Annotated in this window: 15 protein-coding genes; 2 read left to right on the top strand and 13 right to left on the bottom strand. The window is 61.0% G+C overall.

The window, feature by feature from the left end:
• Window positions 1-34: 34 nt before the first annotated feature.
• From trpA to CO671_RS09865, 8 genes are all read right to left on the bottom strand, one after another.
• Window positions 35-874 (bottom strand): tryptophan synthase subunit alpha, encoded by an 840-nt coding sequence (trpA, locus tag CO671_RS09830; RefSeq protein WP_097605777.1) that lies wholly within the window; start codon window positions 872-874, stop codon window positions 35-37.
• 3 nt (window positions 875-877) lie between these two features.
• Window positions 878-2,098, bottom strand: a complete 1,221-nt coding sequence (gene trpB, locus CO671_RS09835; RefSeq protein ID WP_097605778.1) for a tryptophan synthase subunit beta — start codon at window positions 2,096-2,098, stop codon at window positions 878-880.
• A gap of 2 nt (window positions 2,099-2,100) precedes the next feature.
• On the bottom strand, window positions 2,101-2,769 hold the full coding sequence (locus CO671_RS09840) for a phosphoribosylanthranilate isomerase (protein ID WP_097605779.1): 669 nt from the start codon (window positions 2,767-2,769) through the stop codon (window positions 2,101-2,103).
• A 75-nt stretch (window positions 2,770-2,844) separates the two neighbouring features.
• Window positions 2,845-3,603: a SprT family zinc-dependent metalloprotease gene (locus CO671_RS09845; protein ID WP_097605780.1), complete on the bottom strand. Its 759-nt coding sequence runs from the start codon at window positions 3,601-3,603 to the stop codon at window positions 2,845-2,847.
• A 109-nt stretch (window positions 3,604-3,712) separates the two neighbouring features.
• Window positions 3,713-4,150, bottom strand: coding sequence for a DUF2852 domain-containing protein (locus CO671_RS09850; protein WP_097605781.1), 438 nt, complete (start codon window positions 4,148-4,150; stop codon window positions 3,713-3,715).
• Window positions 4,151-4,293: 143 nt separating this feature from the next.
• Window positions 4,294-5,574, bottom strand: coding sequence for a polyhydroxyalkanoate depolymerase (gene phaZ, locus CO671_RS09855; RefSeq protein ID WP_097605782.1), 1,281 nt, complete (start codon window positions 5,572-5,574; stop codon window positions 4,294-4,296).
• Between the two features lie 203 nt (window positions 5,575-5,777).
• Window positions 5,778-6,620, bottom strand: coding sequence for a fumarylacetoacetate hydrolase family protein (locus CO671_RS09860; protein ID WP_097605783.1), 843 nt, complete (start codon window positions 6,618-6,620; stop codon window positions 5,778-5,780).
• 94 nt (window positions 6,621-6,714) lie between these two features.
• Window positions 6,715-7,668, bottom strand: coding sequence for a glutathione S-transferase family protein (locus CO671_RS09865; protein ID WP_097605784.1), 954 nt, complete (start codon window positions 7,666-7,668; stop codon window positions 6,715-6,717).
• Window positions 7,669-7,841: 173 nt separating this feature from the next.
• Here CO671_RS09865 and CO671_RS09870 point away from each other — a divergent pair, with 173 nt between their 5' ends.
• Both CO671_RS09870 and CO671_RS09875 read left to right on the top strand, forming a co-directional pair.
• Window positions 7,842-8,126 (top strand): DUF2218 domain-containing protein, encoded by a 285-nt coding sequence (locus tag CO671_RS09870; protein WP_097605985.1) that lies wholly within the window; start codon window positions 7,842-7,844, stop codon window positions 8,124-8,126.
• Window positions 8,127-8,170: 44 nt separating this feature from the next.
• Window positions 8,171-8,770 carry a nitroreductase family protein gene (locus tag CO671_RS09875; RefSeq protein WP_097605785.1) on the top strand — a complete coding sequence of 200 codons (600 nt, stop codon included), beginning with the start codon at window positions 8,171-8,173 and terminating at the stop codon, window positions 8,768-8,770.
• A gap of 68 nt (window positions 8,771-8,838) precedes the next feature.
• Here CO671_RS09875 and gyrB read toward each other — a convergent pair whose 3' ends face one another.
• From gyrB to CO671_RS09900, 5 genes are all read right to left on the bottom strand, one after another.
• Window positions 8,839-11,274, bottom strand: coding sequence for a DNA topoisomerase (ATP-hydrolyzing) subunit B (gyrB, locus tag CO671_RS09880; RefSeq protein WP_097605986.1), 2,436 nt, complete (start codon window positions 11,272-11,274; stop codon window positions 8,839-8,841).
• A 135-nt stretch (window positions 11,275-11,409) separates the two neighbouring features.
• On the bottom strand, window positions 11,410-11,787 hold the full coding sequence (locus CO671_RS09885; RefSeq protein ID WP_010030279.1) for a helix-turn-helix transcriptional regulator: 378 nt from the start codon (window positions 11,785-11,787) through the stop codon (window positions 11,410-11,412).
• Window positions 11,784-12,353 (bottom strand): Smr/MutS family protein, encoded by a 570-nt coding sequence (locus CO671_RS09890; protein WP_097605786.1) that lies wholly within the window; start codon window positions 12,351-12,353, stop codon window positions 11,784-11,786. The genes CO671_RS09885 and CO671_RS09890 overlap by 4 nt, the downstream gene beginning before the upstream one ends.
• On the bottom strand, window positions 12,353-13,474 hold the full coding sequence (locus CO671_RS09895) for a murein transglycosylase A (protein ID WP_097605787.1): 1,122 nt from the start codon (window positions 13,472-13,474) through the stop codon (window positions 12,353-12,355). Before CO671_RS09895 ends, CO671_RS09890 begins: the two co-directional genes overlap by 1 nt.
• Window positions 13,467-14,171 carry a Tim44/TimA family putative adaptor protein gene (locus CO671_RS09900; protein WP_010030215.1) on the bottom strand — a complete coding sequence of 235 codons (705 nt, stop codon included), beginning with the start codon at window positions 14,169-14,171 and terminating at the stop codon, window positions 13,467-13,469. The genes CO671_RS09895 and CO671_RS09900 overlap by 8 nt, the downstream gene beginning before the upstream one ends.
• Between the last annotated feature and the right edge of the window lie 112 nt (window positions 14,172-14,283).

Here is a 14,283-nt window from a genome sequence, read left to right on the forward strand (position 1 = left end):
ATACTCCTGATTGACAAGTGCCAATGTGGGAAAACTATTCGGCAGCAACAAGGCGCGCCGAACGGGTTCCTGATGAGAGGCCGCGCACCAGCGTTGCGACCGCCTGAACCGTGTCCGCCGTGGCCTTGCCGTCCTTGGTCAGGCTGGTGGCGACCTGATTGACGATGGCGGTGCCGACGACGACGCCGTCGGCCGAACCGCCGATGACCTTGGCATGTTCCGCCGTCTTGACGCCGAAGCCGACGCAGACGGGCAGCTCGGTATGCTGCTTGATGCGCTGGACGGCGCCCGAAACCAGCGACGGATCGGGCAGCGCCGAACCGGTGATGCCGTTCATCGAGACGTAGTAGACGAAGCCCGAGGTATTCTTCAACACTGTCGGCAGGCGCTTCTCGTCGGTGGTCGGCGTTGCCAGGCGGATGAAATTGATGCCCTTGCGGATCGCCGGAATGCAGAGTTCGTCATCCATCTCGGGCGGCAGGTCGACGACGATCAGGCCGTCGATGCCGGCGGCGAGCGCATCATCAAGGAATTTTTCGACGCCGTAGATGTAGATCGGATTGTAATAGCCCATCATCACGATCGGCGTCGCATCGTCGGTCTTGCGGAAATCGGCGGCCAGCTGCAGCGTCTTCTTCAGCGTCTGGCCGCCCTTCAGGGCGCGCTGGCCGGCCAGCTGAATCGCCGGGCCGTCAGCCATCGGATCGGAAAAGGGCATGCCGAGCTCGATGATGTCGGAACCCGCCTCCGGCAGCGCCTTCATGATGCCGAGAGAAGTATCGTAGTCGGGATCGCCGCCCATGAAATAGGTCACAAGCGCCGGACGGCCCTCGGCCTTCAGCTCGGCAAAGCGTTTGTCCATGCGTGCGGTCATGTCTTACAGTCCCATTCCCAGAATCTTGCCGACGGTGAAGATATCCTTGTCGCCGCGGCCGGAGAGGTTCATCAGGATGATCTCGTCCTTGCCCATCGTCGGCGCGCGCTTGATCACCTCGGCAATCGCATGCGCGGCCTCGAGCGCCGGGATGATGCCTTCGAGGCGGGTCAGGGTCTGGAAGGCTTCGAGCGCTTCGTGATCCATGATCGGCACATAATCGACGCGGCCGATATCGCTGAGCCACGAATGTTCCGGGCCGATGCCGGGATAATCGAGACCGGCCGAAATCGAGTGGCCTTCCTTGATCTGGCCGTCACCGTCCTGCAGCAGATAGGTGCGGTTGCCGTGCAGCACGCCCGGCGTGCCGGCAGTGATCGAGGCGCAATGTTCATCGCCCTGCAGGCCCTTGCCGCCGGCTTCGACACCGACGATCTTGACGGAGGAATCGTCGAGGAAGGGGTGGAAGATGCCGATCGCATTTGAGCCGCCTCCGACGGCAGCGACGACGAGATCCGGCAGACGGCCTTCGGCCGCCAGCATCTGCTCTTTCGCCTCCGTGCCGATCACCGACTGGAAGTCACGGACCATCTCCGGATAGGGATGCGGGCCGGCCGCCGTGCCGATCAGGTAATAGGTATCCTCGACATTGGTCACCCAATCGCGGAGCGCCTCGTTCATGGCGTCTTTCAGCGTGCCGCTGCCTGCCGTCACCGGCTTCACTTCGGCGCCGAGCAGCTTCATGCGGAAAACGTTCGGCGCCTGACGTTCGACGTCGGTGGCGCCCATGTAGACGACGCAGGGAAGGCCGAAGCGGGCGGCAACGGTGGCGGAGGCGACACCGTGCTGGCCGGCGCCGGTTTCGGCGATGATGCGGGTCTTGCCCATGCGCTTGGCGAGCAGGATCTGGCCGATGCAATTGTTGATCTTGTGCGAACCGGTGTGGTTCAGCTCTTCGCGCTTGAAATAGATCTTCGCGCCGCCGAGTTCGGCCGTCAGCCGCTCGGCGAAATAAAGCGGGCTCGGGCGGCCGATGTAGTGCGCGCCGAGATGCTTCAATTCAGCCTGAAAGACCGGATCGGTCTTCGCCTTGTTCCACTCGTCCTGCAGGTCGAGGATCAGCGGCATCAATGTTTCGGCAACGAAACGACCGCCGTAAATGCCGAAGCGGCCGTCTTCGTCAGGCCCGGAACGGAAGGAATTCGGTTTAGGCGTCTCGTTCACTCTCAACTCCCTGAGGCCATGACAGGCGCATCCGCCTTTTCGACCGCATCGAAAAATTCATCGATCAATGCAACGCTTTTTACGCCGGGCTCGGTTTCGACACCCGAGGAGACGTCGATACCACGCGCCTTGGTCTTCACAAGCGCATCCGCGACATTGTTCTTGTTCAGGCCGCCGGAAAGCATGTAGTCGATGCTCTCGTCGATCCAACCGAGAAGGCTCCAGTCGAAGGAAATACCGTTGCCACCCGGCAGTTCGGAACCCTTCGGCGCTTTCGCATCGAACAGGAAACGGTCGGCGATACCGATATAGGCCTCGACCCGCTTCAGATCGTCGGCCGTGCGCACCGAAAAGACCTTCATGACCGGCAAGCCATAGAGCGCCTTTATAGTCAGCACGTGTTCGGGGCTTTCGTTGCCGTGGAGCTGCAGAATATCCGGCTTCAACAGCGAGACGATCTCGTCCAGCTCGTCATTGGTGGGATCGACGACGACGGCGACGATCTTCGCCTTGCCACGCGCCGGCTCGGCAAGTTTTGCCGCCAGGTCCGGCTCGATGTAGCGCGGACTCTTTTCAAAGAAGATAAAACCGATATGGGTCGCGCCGCGTTTCAGCGCGCGATCAATCGCTTCCGGCGTCTTCAAGCCACAGATTTTGATATCCGGTTTCATGGCAGCGAAGTGACACGAAATGCGGCAAGAGTCGAGCCAATTTGCATGGGAAGCTGTATTTAGCGCGGCTTTCGACTAATCAAAATCAATGGCGTGCAGCTGGCTGCCATGCCGCTTCAGCCAGGCTTTCGCCTCCTCCATCCCGGGGCAAAGCTTTTTACACAACGCCCAGAAGCGCGGCCCGTGGTTCATCTCCTTGAGATGGGCGACCTCATGAGCCGCAAGATAATCGATCACCGCAGGCGGCGCCATGACGATCCGCCAGGAAAAACTCAAATTTCCCTCCGACGAGCAGGAACCCCAGCGGCTGCGGGTATCCTTCATCGAGATCGAGCGGATCGGCGCCCGGATGGTTGCGGCATGCATCGCTGCCAGTTTCTCGAGATCGGTGCGCGCCTCCTTCTTGAGAAACGCCGCGACACGCCGCCCCATATGCTCCGGCATGCCGCTGACGCGCAGGACCGGTCCGTTCTCCGCCAAGACCGCTTCCGTCAGTCCGCGCAGGCTGCCGGAATGTTCGATCCGATGGGAAACGCCGCGCAAGAGAATCTTGCCGCCATCGCGCAGGCCGCCATCGGTCGAGAATTTGGCAAGCTTGGTGAGCAGCCAGCCTTGGTGACGGTCAAGGAAGGCATTGACCTCGCGTGGTGCAAGCCCTTTCGGAACCGTCATCTTCAAGGCCCGGCCGCCCGGCTCGATGCGCAGCGTAATGCGCGTCGCCTGTTCATGATGCTTGATGGTGAGAGGCATCAGCCGGCCGGCGACATCAAGCGTTCGCGTTTCGGGCGGAGCCGGCTTGCGCGCCTTTGGCCGTGTTTTCAGAAGCGGAAACATGGGTGTTTTCTATACGATTCGCCGGCGAATCTAAACGATTGCCCGGCGGGCAGACATGGAAAAACCGGCATCGGTCAAGATGCCGGTCATCGCTTCATCACTCAACCGCTTACGGCGTCTGAAATTCCGCGACCGGGCCGCCGTTATCGTCGCGCTTGGCATTCCTGCGGTCACGCATGAAACGATCGAACTCTTCCTGATCCTTGGCGCGGCGAAGTTCGCGCATATAGGTATCGAATTCCTCGCGCATTTCGTCGAGCTTGCGGCGCTCTTCCTCGATCCGGTCGAGTTCAGCCTTGCGCCAGTCGTCGAAGGCGACATTGCCGGTCGAGAAATGCGGCCGGTGATGGCCATGCGAACGGCGGCAGGAGGCAAAGAAGCCGTCGGTCGCCTGGTTTACGTCGCGCTTGAAGCCGCGCAGACGCTCGCCGAAGATGATGTAGGCAAGCATGGCCAGACCCAGAGGCCAGAAAACCATGAAGCCGAGAATCATCAGGGCAATGGTAGCCGGAGTCCAATCCGGTCGAAGCAATGCTGACTGGTTCATCGTGCGGTATCCTCGCGTTCTGCGCCCGGCAAGATGCCGAACGCTGAAATCGATGTGGTTACCGCAATAGCAGGCTTCAAGACGATTGCCCGCAAAATCGGACAAGGTCTTGAATCCATTTTTCTAATTCAGCTGGCCCTGATTTACGCCGTCCGGCCGCCCTTGATGACGCGCGGCACCGGGCGGCGCTTGACCGCGGCACGCGAATGCTGGCGGACGAAATTGACGATGCGCGGCGCGATCTCGCGGCGAAAACGCGAGCCATTGAAAACACCATAATGGCCGACATCCGGCTGGAGATAATGCATGCGCATATCTTCGGGAATGTTCACGCAGATGGTTTGCGCCGCCTTGGTCTGGCCGACGCCCGAGATGTCGTCATTCTCGCCTTCGACGGTCAGAAGCGCGACGTTGCGGATCGCCGCGGCATCGACGCGTTTGCCGCGATGCATCAATTCGCCCTTCGGGAGCGAATGCTTCATGAAGACCTGCTCGACCGTCTGCAGGTAGAATTCGGCCGTCAAATCCATCACCGCCAGATATTCGTCGTAGAAATCGCGATGTTTTTCCGGTTCGCCGTCGTTCTTCACGAGGTGCATGAAGAATTCCTTGTGGGCGACGAGGTGCCGGTCGAGGTTCATCGACATGAAGCCCGAAAGCTGCAGGAATCCCGGATAGACAGGCCGCATGAAGCCCGGCTGCGGCCAGGGAACATTCATGATGACATTGTCGGAAAACCACTGCAGCGACCGTTCCTGGGCGAGCTTGTTGACGGCGGTCGGATTGATGCGCGTATCGATCGGGCCGCCCATCAGCGTCATCGAGGATGGCGAGAGCGGATCGTTGGCTTCCTCCATCACCGCGGCTGCGACCAGCACCGGGACGGAGGGCTGACAGACGGCGATCACATGGGTGTCGTGACCAAGAAAATGCAGCATCTCGATGATGTAATCGACATAATCGTCGAAATCGAACGTGCCTTCCGTCATCGGCACCATACGGGCGTCGATCCAGTCGGTGATGTAGACATCGGCGCTCGGCAACAGCGCCTCGACCGTGCCGCGCAATAGCGTCGCATAGTGACCGGACATCGGCGCCACGATCAGGATGCGCGGGTCGCTCGCGCGGCCGGGCGGAACGTTCCGCGCGAAATGCAGCAGATTGCAGAAAGAGCGCGACCAGACGACCTCTTCACGCACGGAAACCGTCTGGTCCTCGATCGTCGTCTGCTTCAAGCCGAATTCCGGCTTGCCGTAGCGGCGTGTCGTGCGCTCGAACATTTCGAGGCTTGCCGCCATCGTGCGGCCGAACGGGGTGTGGGCAAACGGGTTCAGCGGATTGGCATAGGCAAAACGCATGATATCCGCCGCGGCGCGAAACGGCGCCATGGCAGCATGATTCAATTCATAAAGCTGATAAAACATACAAGGCGCCGCCTTTCTCTATCGAAAAGATGACGTCGATTGATAGACATCGAATCTTTCCGCACGCTGGCACGTAACGCAGACTAACAGGTTTTTGTTGCACAGCAACATGGACGTGCCGAACCTGCACAGGAAATGCCAGAGTGTTGATCCCTGGCATCACCATAGAACTGAAAGCTTAAGCTTCAGCGTAATGAGTGTCGTTAACGATCGGCGACGAAGCTCTGCTTCTGGCTGCCGAGGCCTTCGATGCCGAGCTCGACGACATCGCCGTCCCGGAGATAGCGCGGCGGCTTCATGCCCATGCCGACACCGGGCGGCGTGCCCGTCGAGATGACGTCGCCCGGATGCAGCGACATGAACTGGCTGAGATAGGAAACAATGTGGGCGACGCCGTAGACCATCGTCCTCGAGGAGCCGTTCTGCATCGTCTGGCCGTTGACCTTCAACCACATGCCGAGGTTCTGCGGGTCGGCGATCTCGTCCTTGGTCACAAGCCAGGGGCCGATCGGTCCGAACGTGTCGCAGGACTTGCCCTTGGTCCACTGACCGGCGCGTTCCGTCTGGAAGGCGCGTTCGGAAACGTCGTGCGACACGCAGTAACCGGCGACGTAGTCGAGCGCGTCGGCTTCGCTGACATATTTCGCGGTCTTGCCGATGACAACGCCGAGTTCGACTTCCCAATCGGTCTTTTCCGAACCGCGCGGGATGAGAACGGTGTCGTTCGGGCCTGTTATGGCCGACGTCGCCTTCATGAAGATCACCGGCTCCGGCGGCACGGTGGCGCCGGTTTCGGCGGCGTGGTCGGAGAAATTGAGGCCGATGCAGATGAATTTGCCGGTGCCGGCAACGCAAGCGCCGATGCGGCCAGCGCTGAGTTCGGGAAGGCTGTTCGGATCGATCGCCGCGATCTTTGCCAGGCCCGCCGGCGAGATTGCCTCGCCGCCGATATCGGCGACATGACCGGAGAGATCGCGGATTTTGCCATCGGCATCGAGAAGTGCCGGTTTTTCCCGACCTGTTTCGCCAACACGCATCAGCTTCATGGAATTCCTCCTCATCAAAAACGAAGTTGCGATCACCTATGAACGAATTATTCATCGGTGTCATTACGGCTTTGCCGGGAAGCGGTACGGCCTTCTAGAAAATTTCAGACAAGTCAGGACCGGCGGGAACGATCTTCGTCGGATTAAGGCTTTCCACCGAGTAGTAGCCGCGCTTGATATGATCGAGATTGACCGTCTGAGCGATGCCCGGCCAATCGAGCATGCGGCGGCAGAAGGCGCGCAGATTGGCATAATCCGACAGCCGGCGCAGATTGCATTTGAAGATGCCGTGATAGGCGGCATCGAAGCGCACCAGCGTCACGAAAAGCCGGATATCGCTTTCCGTCGGATGATCGGCAAAGAGAAACGCCCGGCCCTCGACCTGCGGTTCGACCCAGTCAAGGCAGGAGAAGACATCGGCGAAAGCTTCCTCGTAGGCGATCTGCGTGGTGGCGAAACCGGCGCGATAGACGCCGTTGTTGAGGGCGGGATAGATGCGGTCGTTGAAAGCATCGATCTCGCTGCGTTTCTCCATGGGGTAGAGATCGATCGAATGTTTTGCCAGATCGCCGAAGCCGTCGTTCAGCATCCGCAGGATATCGGCGGATTCGTTGTTGACGATGGTCTGAGCCTGCTTGTCCCAGAGAACCGGGACGGTGGCCCGACCGGTGAAATCCGGCGCCGCCCGTGTGTAGATTTCATGCATATAGGTCGTGCCGTTGACGTGATCCTGCGTCGCACCGGGATAGTCGCCGAAGCGCCAGCCCTGTTTTGTCAGCACCGGTTCGACAACGGAAACGGAGATGACCTCTTCCAGACCCTTGAGCATGCGGCCGATCAGGGTGCGCGAGGCCCAGGGGCAGATATAAGCGACATAGAGATGGTAGCGGCCGGCACTGGCTTTAAAACCGCCCTCGCCCGTCGGCCCCGCGCTGCCGTCCGGCGTCACCCAGTTGCGGAAACTCGAGACCTGTCTGACGAAACCACCCTTTTCATCCTTTGCCTGAACGGGCTGCCAGTCTTCCGTCCATTTTCCCTTCACCAGCATGCGCAACTCTCCGATCGATTGACTGAAGGGTTCCTTATCCTGCTTCGACGCCGGCGTGAGGTTGCTTTTATGAAGACAGTCTGTGCACCGCAACTGTGACGACACTGCGCTTGCAAAGCGCTGCAAGGCAGGAATATGACTTTTCTGCAGTGCAAGATGAGATGGAGTTCGACATGCACCTCTCCAAGGCAACCGTGCGCACCGAACATGCGAGCCGCTATCTGCAGCAGCTTTGCAAACATTGGAGCCACAAGTTCAGCGTCGATTTCGACCCGCACAGGGGCCGGGTTCCGTTCAGCGACAGTGCTGAGGTGACCTTTGCCGCCGATGATGCGGGCCTGACCATAATGCTTTCCGTCGCCGATCCCGCCCAGCAGGCAAGGATGCAGGGCGTCATCGACGATCACCTGAAGCGCTTCGCCTTTCGCGAGGAACTCGACATCGTCTGGACGGACTGACCCGAACCTGATCCGAAATTCTGCCCCCCGACCCCGGAACATGCATGACGAAGAGCAATAACCGCGAATCCCAATATCCGATCGATCCGATGTTTCTCGATCGCTGGTCGCCGCGCGCCTTCACCGGCGAGATCATCGAGGAGGCACAGCTTCTCAGCCTGCTCGACGCCGCCCACTGGGCGCCGTCTTCTTCCAACCAGCAGCCCTGGCGCTTCGTCTATGCCCTGAAAGGTTCAGAACATTGGGAGAAATTCGTCGCATTGCTCGTCGATGCCAATCAGGAATGGGCGAAGAATGCATCAGCGCTGATCTTCGTCGTGTCGCGCAGCTTCACCGGAGCTGCCAGTTCCGGCGAGGAAAAGCCGAGCTACACGCATTCCTTCGATGCCGGCGCGGCATGGGGCCACCTGGCGCTGCAGGCGCGCCTCTCCGGTTTCTACGCCCATGGCATGGGCGGCATCAAACACGAAGACATCATGAAGACGTTCGGCATTCCCGCGGGGTACAGGGTCGAAGCGGGTGTCGCCGTCGGCCGCCTGGCCGATAAGGGTGTCCTTTCCGAACGCAACCAGGCGCGCGAATTCCCCAGCCAGCGCAAGCCGCTCTCCGAAGTCGCCTTCAACGGCCGTTTCGTCGCGAACTGAGCGAAACCGGACAAACAAAAGGCCCCGCGGTTCGAGGACAGCGGGGCCTTTTGCTGAAAAAATATGGATCAGATATCGAGGTTTGCGACGCTCAAGGCATTGTCCTGGATGAATTCGCGCCGCGGCTCGACCTCGTCACCCATCAGGCGGGCGAAGAGACCGTCGGCATCGGTGGCATCCGCGACCTTGACCTGCAGCAGCGAACGGACGTTCGGATCGAGCGTCGTTTCCCAGAGCTGTTCGGCGTTCATTTCGCCAAGCCCCTTGTAGCGCTGCATTGAGAGGCCCTTGCGGCCGCTGGCGAAGATCGCGTCAAGCAGGGCGCGCGGCCCCGAAATCTCGATGTCGCCTTCGCGCCGATGCAGCGACGGCGGCGTCTGGTAGATTTCCTTGAGACGTGACGTCAGCTGATCGATGTGCCGGGCGTCGGAGGAGCCGATCAGCGCCATGTCGAGCACGACGATTTCCTTGACACCGCGGACCATACGCTCGAGGCGCAGGCCGCCATCGCTGGTCAGATCGCCCTGCCAGCCGCGCTCGGTTTCCTCGGCGATGATGTCGAGACGGCTTGCCACCTCGCTCGCCAATGCCTGCGCTCTCGCCCGGTCGCTGACGAGTTCGGCATTGAGGGCGCCGGCGATTGCCGCCTGTTCGATGGCTGCACGATTGTAACGCGAATGGAGATTGTCGAGCAAAGCGCGCATGCGCAGCGCATCGAGGATGACTTCGCGCAGATCCTGGCCGGTGCGGACTTCGCCGCTGCCGAGCTTCAGCGCGGCATCTTCCAGGCCCTGGGCGATCAGATATTCCTCGAGCGCCTTTTCGTCCTTCAGATACTGCACCGACTTGCCGCGAGCGACCTTATAGAGCGGCGGCTGAGCAATATAGAGATGGCCGCGCTCGATCAGCTCCGGCATCTGGCGGAAGAAGAAGGTAAGCAGCAGGGTGCGGATATGAGCGCCGTCGACGTCGGCGTCCGTCATGATGATGATCTTGTGGTAGCGCAGCTTTTCGACGTTGAACTCGTCCTTGCCGATGCCGGTGCCGAGGGCGGTGATCAGCGTGCCGATTTCCTGGCTCGACAGCATCTTGTCGAAACGGGCGCGTTCGACGTTGAGGATCTTGCCGCGCAACGGCAGGATCGCCTGGTTTTCGCGCGACCGCCCCTGCTTGGCAGAGCCGCCGGCGGAATCGCCCTCGACCAGGAAAACTTCGGATTTTGCCGGATCGCGCTCGGAGCAGTCGGCAAGCTTGCCGGGCAGCGAGGCGATATCGAGGGCGCCCTTGCGGCGGGTCAATTCGCGGGCCTTGCGGGCTGCTTCGCGGGCGGCGGCGGCTTCGACGACCTTGCCGACGAGGATCTTGGCTTCGCTCGGATGCTCTTCGAACCAGGTGCTCAGCGCCTCGTTGACCAGACTTTCGACAACAGGACGGACTTCCGAGGAAACGAGCTTGTCCTTGGTCTGCGAGGAGAATTTCGGATCAGGCACCTTGACCGACAGAACCGCGGTCAGACCTTCGCGGCAATCTTCGCCCTGCAGCGTCACCTTTTCCTTTTTGGTGATGCCGGAATTGTCGGCATAGGAAACCACCTGGCGCGTCAAGGCCGCGCGGAAGCCGGCCATATGGGTGCCGCCGTCGCGCTGGGGAATATTGTTGGTGAAGCAGAGCACGTTCTCGTGATAGCTGTCATTCCACCACATCGCGACTTCGACGGTGATGCCGTCCTTTTCGCCGCGGATGGCGACCGGCTTGTCAACGAGCGGCTTCTTGGCGCGGTCGAGATAGGCGACGAAGGCCTCGAGGCCGCCGTCATAGCGTAGCTCTTCCTGCTTGATATCGGAATGGCGCCTGTCGGTCAGCAGGATGCGGACGCCCGAGTTGAGGAAGGCGAGTTCGCGCAGGCGATGTTCCAGCGTGCCGTAGTCGAATTCCGTCATGGTGAAAGTTTCGCTGCTCGGCATGAAGCTCACTTCGGTGCCGGTCTCGTCTGGCGCCTCGCCCGTGACCTTCAGCGGCGCATCGGCCACGCCATGGGTGAAGCTCATTTCATGGATCTTGCCATGGCGGCGGATCTTTAGTTTCAGCCAGACGGAAAGCGCGTTGACGACGGAAACGCCGACGCCGTGCAGACCGCCGGAGACCTTGTAGGAATTCTGGTCGAATTTGCCGCCGGCGTGCAGCTGCGTCATGATGACCTCGGCCGCCGACACGCCTTCACCGGTGTGGATGTCGGTCGGGATGCCGCGGCCGTTATCGGTGACGGTCACCGAACCATCCGGATTGAGGCTGACGGTGACGATGTCGGCATGGCCGGCCAGCGCTTCGTCGATCGCGTTGTCGACGACTTCATAGACCATGTGATGCAGGCCGGAGCCGTCGTCGGTATCGCCGATATACATGCCGGGGCGTTTGCGCACGGCATCGAGGCCCTTCAGGACCTTGATGGAATCTGCGCCATATTCGGTGCTTACGCCGTTTTCCGTCGCGGATGTATCGCTCATTCTGTCGAGATTTTCCCTGTTGTCGTAAAGCGGCGGCGCGCCTTGCGAATCACCGGCTTTCTTCACCCTCGTATATAGGTTTTTTGAGCCCGGTTCCCAATGGCAAGTCCCCTGAACAAGCCATAAAACAGGGGATTATGACGCTTTTCCGTCGCCTTTGCCGCCATTTTCTAGAAGAGCCGATAACCGGGCGATCTCAGCGCTGTCAAGCTCGCGGATCCGCCGGGCCAGCCGGTTGGCAAATTCGGTATATTCCGGCGGCAGGCCCGAGGTGTCGATGACGACGCGCGGGTCGGAGGAACGGGCGAGCAGGAACAGTTCCTCGGCCTCGTCCCAGATGATGTTGAAATAGCCGGCGATGCGCTGCAGCAGATCGAATGTCGGCAGACCGCGCTTGCCATGTTCGAGCGCCGAGAGATAAGCGGGAGAGACGTTCAGCGCTTCCGCCATCTCCTTCTGCGAGACGCCCTTGCGCGCCCTCAGCCGGCGAACCGCCTCGCCGAAGGGGGTCATGGCCTTTCCCCATGCCGCCGCGCCAGACGGATATAGAGCGCGCCCTCACCGCCATGATGCTGTGCGGCCTGTTCATAGGACGAAATCAGGTAGCGGAATTCCGGCTTCGAGAACCAGAGCGGCACGGCCCGCTTCAGCGCACCGGCGCTGCCCATCGAACTGCCCTTGCCGGTGATCACAAGCACGTGGCGCATGCCGCGCTCGTGGGCGCGGATCAGAAAATCGAGAAGGATGACATGGGCCTCGCTTTGCACCAGGCCGTGCAGGTCGATGCGCGCCTCCAGCGCCAGCCGGCCCTTGGCGATCTTGCGCTTGACCGGCTTTTCCAGCGGATGATGCACCCCGGCCGGCCGTTTCGACGCCGACGGCGTTGCCGGCTGGTCCGGCGTAAACGAGGCGGGCAGCTGCTTTTCGGCCTTCTCCCGTTCCGCCGCCGCTTCCGTCTCGGCGAGAAAGGTATCGAGTTCGCTGAGCTCACCTGCCTTGCCGGGCATCGGCCGCGTGCTGCGGGCAACCTTGCCCCAGAGGATCCTTTCATCGGCACTGAGCTTGCGATCCTTGGCCATCAGTCGAATCGTCCGGCGGCGGCGTTAGGAATGAGGATGGCGAAATCGGCGTCGTTGCGGACGGTGCCGGCTCGTTCTCCCGCCATATCCCCCGAGCCGGTGAAGATGTCGCCGCGCGCCGGCCCGACGATCGCCGAGCCGGTATCGAGCGCCAGCATCAGCCGGCCGAAGGCCCGGCCATCGTCGAGATGCGTGAGGCTTTCGGCGCGGATGAAAAAGGGAAAGCCGAAGGTATGGATCAGCCGGTCGACGGCCAGCGAGCGGCCGGCAAGAAGCGGCACCTTGGCGGCCGCGATCGGACCGGCCTCAGGATCGGCGACCGCCGCTTCCCGGAAGAAAATATAGGAGCGGTTGTGCCATAGCACTTCGTCCACCTGCTCGGGATTGCGCGCCAGCCAGGCGCGGATCGACTGCATCGAAATCTCGGCTCGGTCGATTTCTCCGCGCTCGATCAGCAGTTTGCCGATCGCCGAGAAGGGATGGCCGGCCTTCGCCGCGTAGGTGATCCGGCCGATCCGGCCATTTCTGTAGCGCAGCCGGGCGGCGCCCTGCACATGCACGAAGAAGACATCGACCTTCGACTTCGCCCAGGCGATTTCAAGGCTGAGGCCTTCAAGAAAACCCTGGTCGATCGCACGGCGATCCGGATAGGCGCCGATGCGGCCGTCATCATGGCGGCGGCCGAACGCATAGGCCTCGTCCAGTTCGGCCGGGAGATTGCCGTCGTCGAGATCGATCAGATCGTCCGGACGGCGATAGAAGGGAAAACGAAAAACGTCATCCGGCGTTTCTGATACCTCGATCTCGGGCTCGTAGAAGGCGGTGACGAAGCCGGGATTGCCATCCTTGCGGCGGATCAGGAATGGCCGGCAGTGTGTTTCGAAAAAGCCGCGTGCCGATGCGGGAGAGGACGGTGCGAAATCTTCAGCGGCGATCAGAAGCGGAAGCAAATCTTCCGAGCTCAGGCCGAGCGAGCCGGCGCGGTAGGGTTTGACCTCGGTGATCTGGCGCCGACAGCATCGCATGACTTCAAAAAGGCCGGAGGGATCATCATCCTTCCAGCCTTCCAAAGTGTCGAAGCTTACGGCCTGCAGGACGAAGTCCGATGCGTGGTCACTCATGTTCCGATTCGGTCGCCACAAGTTTCCAGTTCGGATCGCGCGAGCGGGTATCGCGGGCGAAGGTCCAGAGGTCATTGACCTCGGCGACGTTCTCGGCATCGCCTTCGATCAGCGCATCCGCCTTGTCGTAAGTGGCCGATATCAGCTGGCTGACGATGCGCACGGTGATCTGCGCTTCGCTGCCCTTCGTCTCGGCATGGGTGATTTCGGCCTTGTCGATGCCGACGAAGGTGGACTTCACTTTCTCACCGCGGGCTTCGCGCTCGCCGATCGCCGCATCGAAGCCGTCATAGACCTCGCGGGACAGCAGGTTCTTCAGCGTTTTCCGGTCGCCGTCGGCATAGGCCATGACGATCATTTCATAGGCCATGCGGGCGCCGTTCAAAAACTCCTTCGGATTGAAGGAGGGATCGGCCTTGTTCAAGGCGCGCAGCGATTCGTTGAGCGGCGTTCCGGGCGCGGCAACGGCATCGATGGCGGCGAAGCGATCTTCGTCCTCGGCCGTCGCATCACGCCGCGGCAGCGTCACGACCTTGCCGGCATCGGCGGCTTCGGCAGGTGCGGCGTCCCGCGGCGTATAGAGATCGCGCGGCGGCTTCTCGTTTCCCGTGCGGCGGCCGAGCACGGAGCGGAGCTGAAAGAAAATCAGCACCGCCGCCACCAGGAAGAATAATGTGATGAAGTCGTTCGAACTCATATCGTATCGCAGCCGCCGTTAACATCTCTGATTTGTACTCCCATATAGTCCGCCTATACAGATGATTCAAATGATGGCTGGCATCTTCGCCGGCGCCAAGAGGAGACCGGCC

This window comes from Rhizobium sp. M10 (genome assembly GCF_002531955.1).
GTDB lineage: Bacteria > Pseudomonadota > Alphaproteobacteria > Rhizobiales > Rhizobiaceae > Rhizobium > Rhizobium etli_C.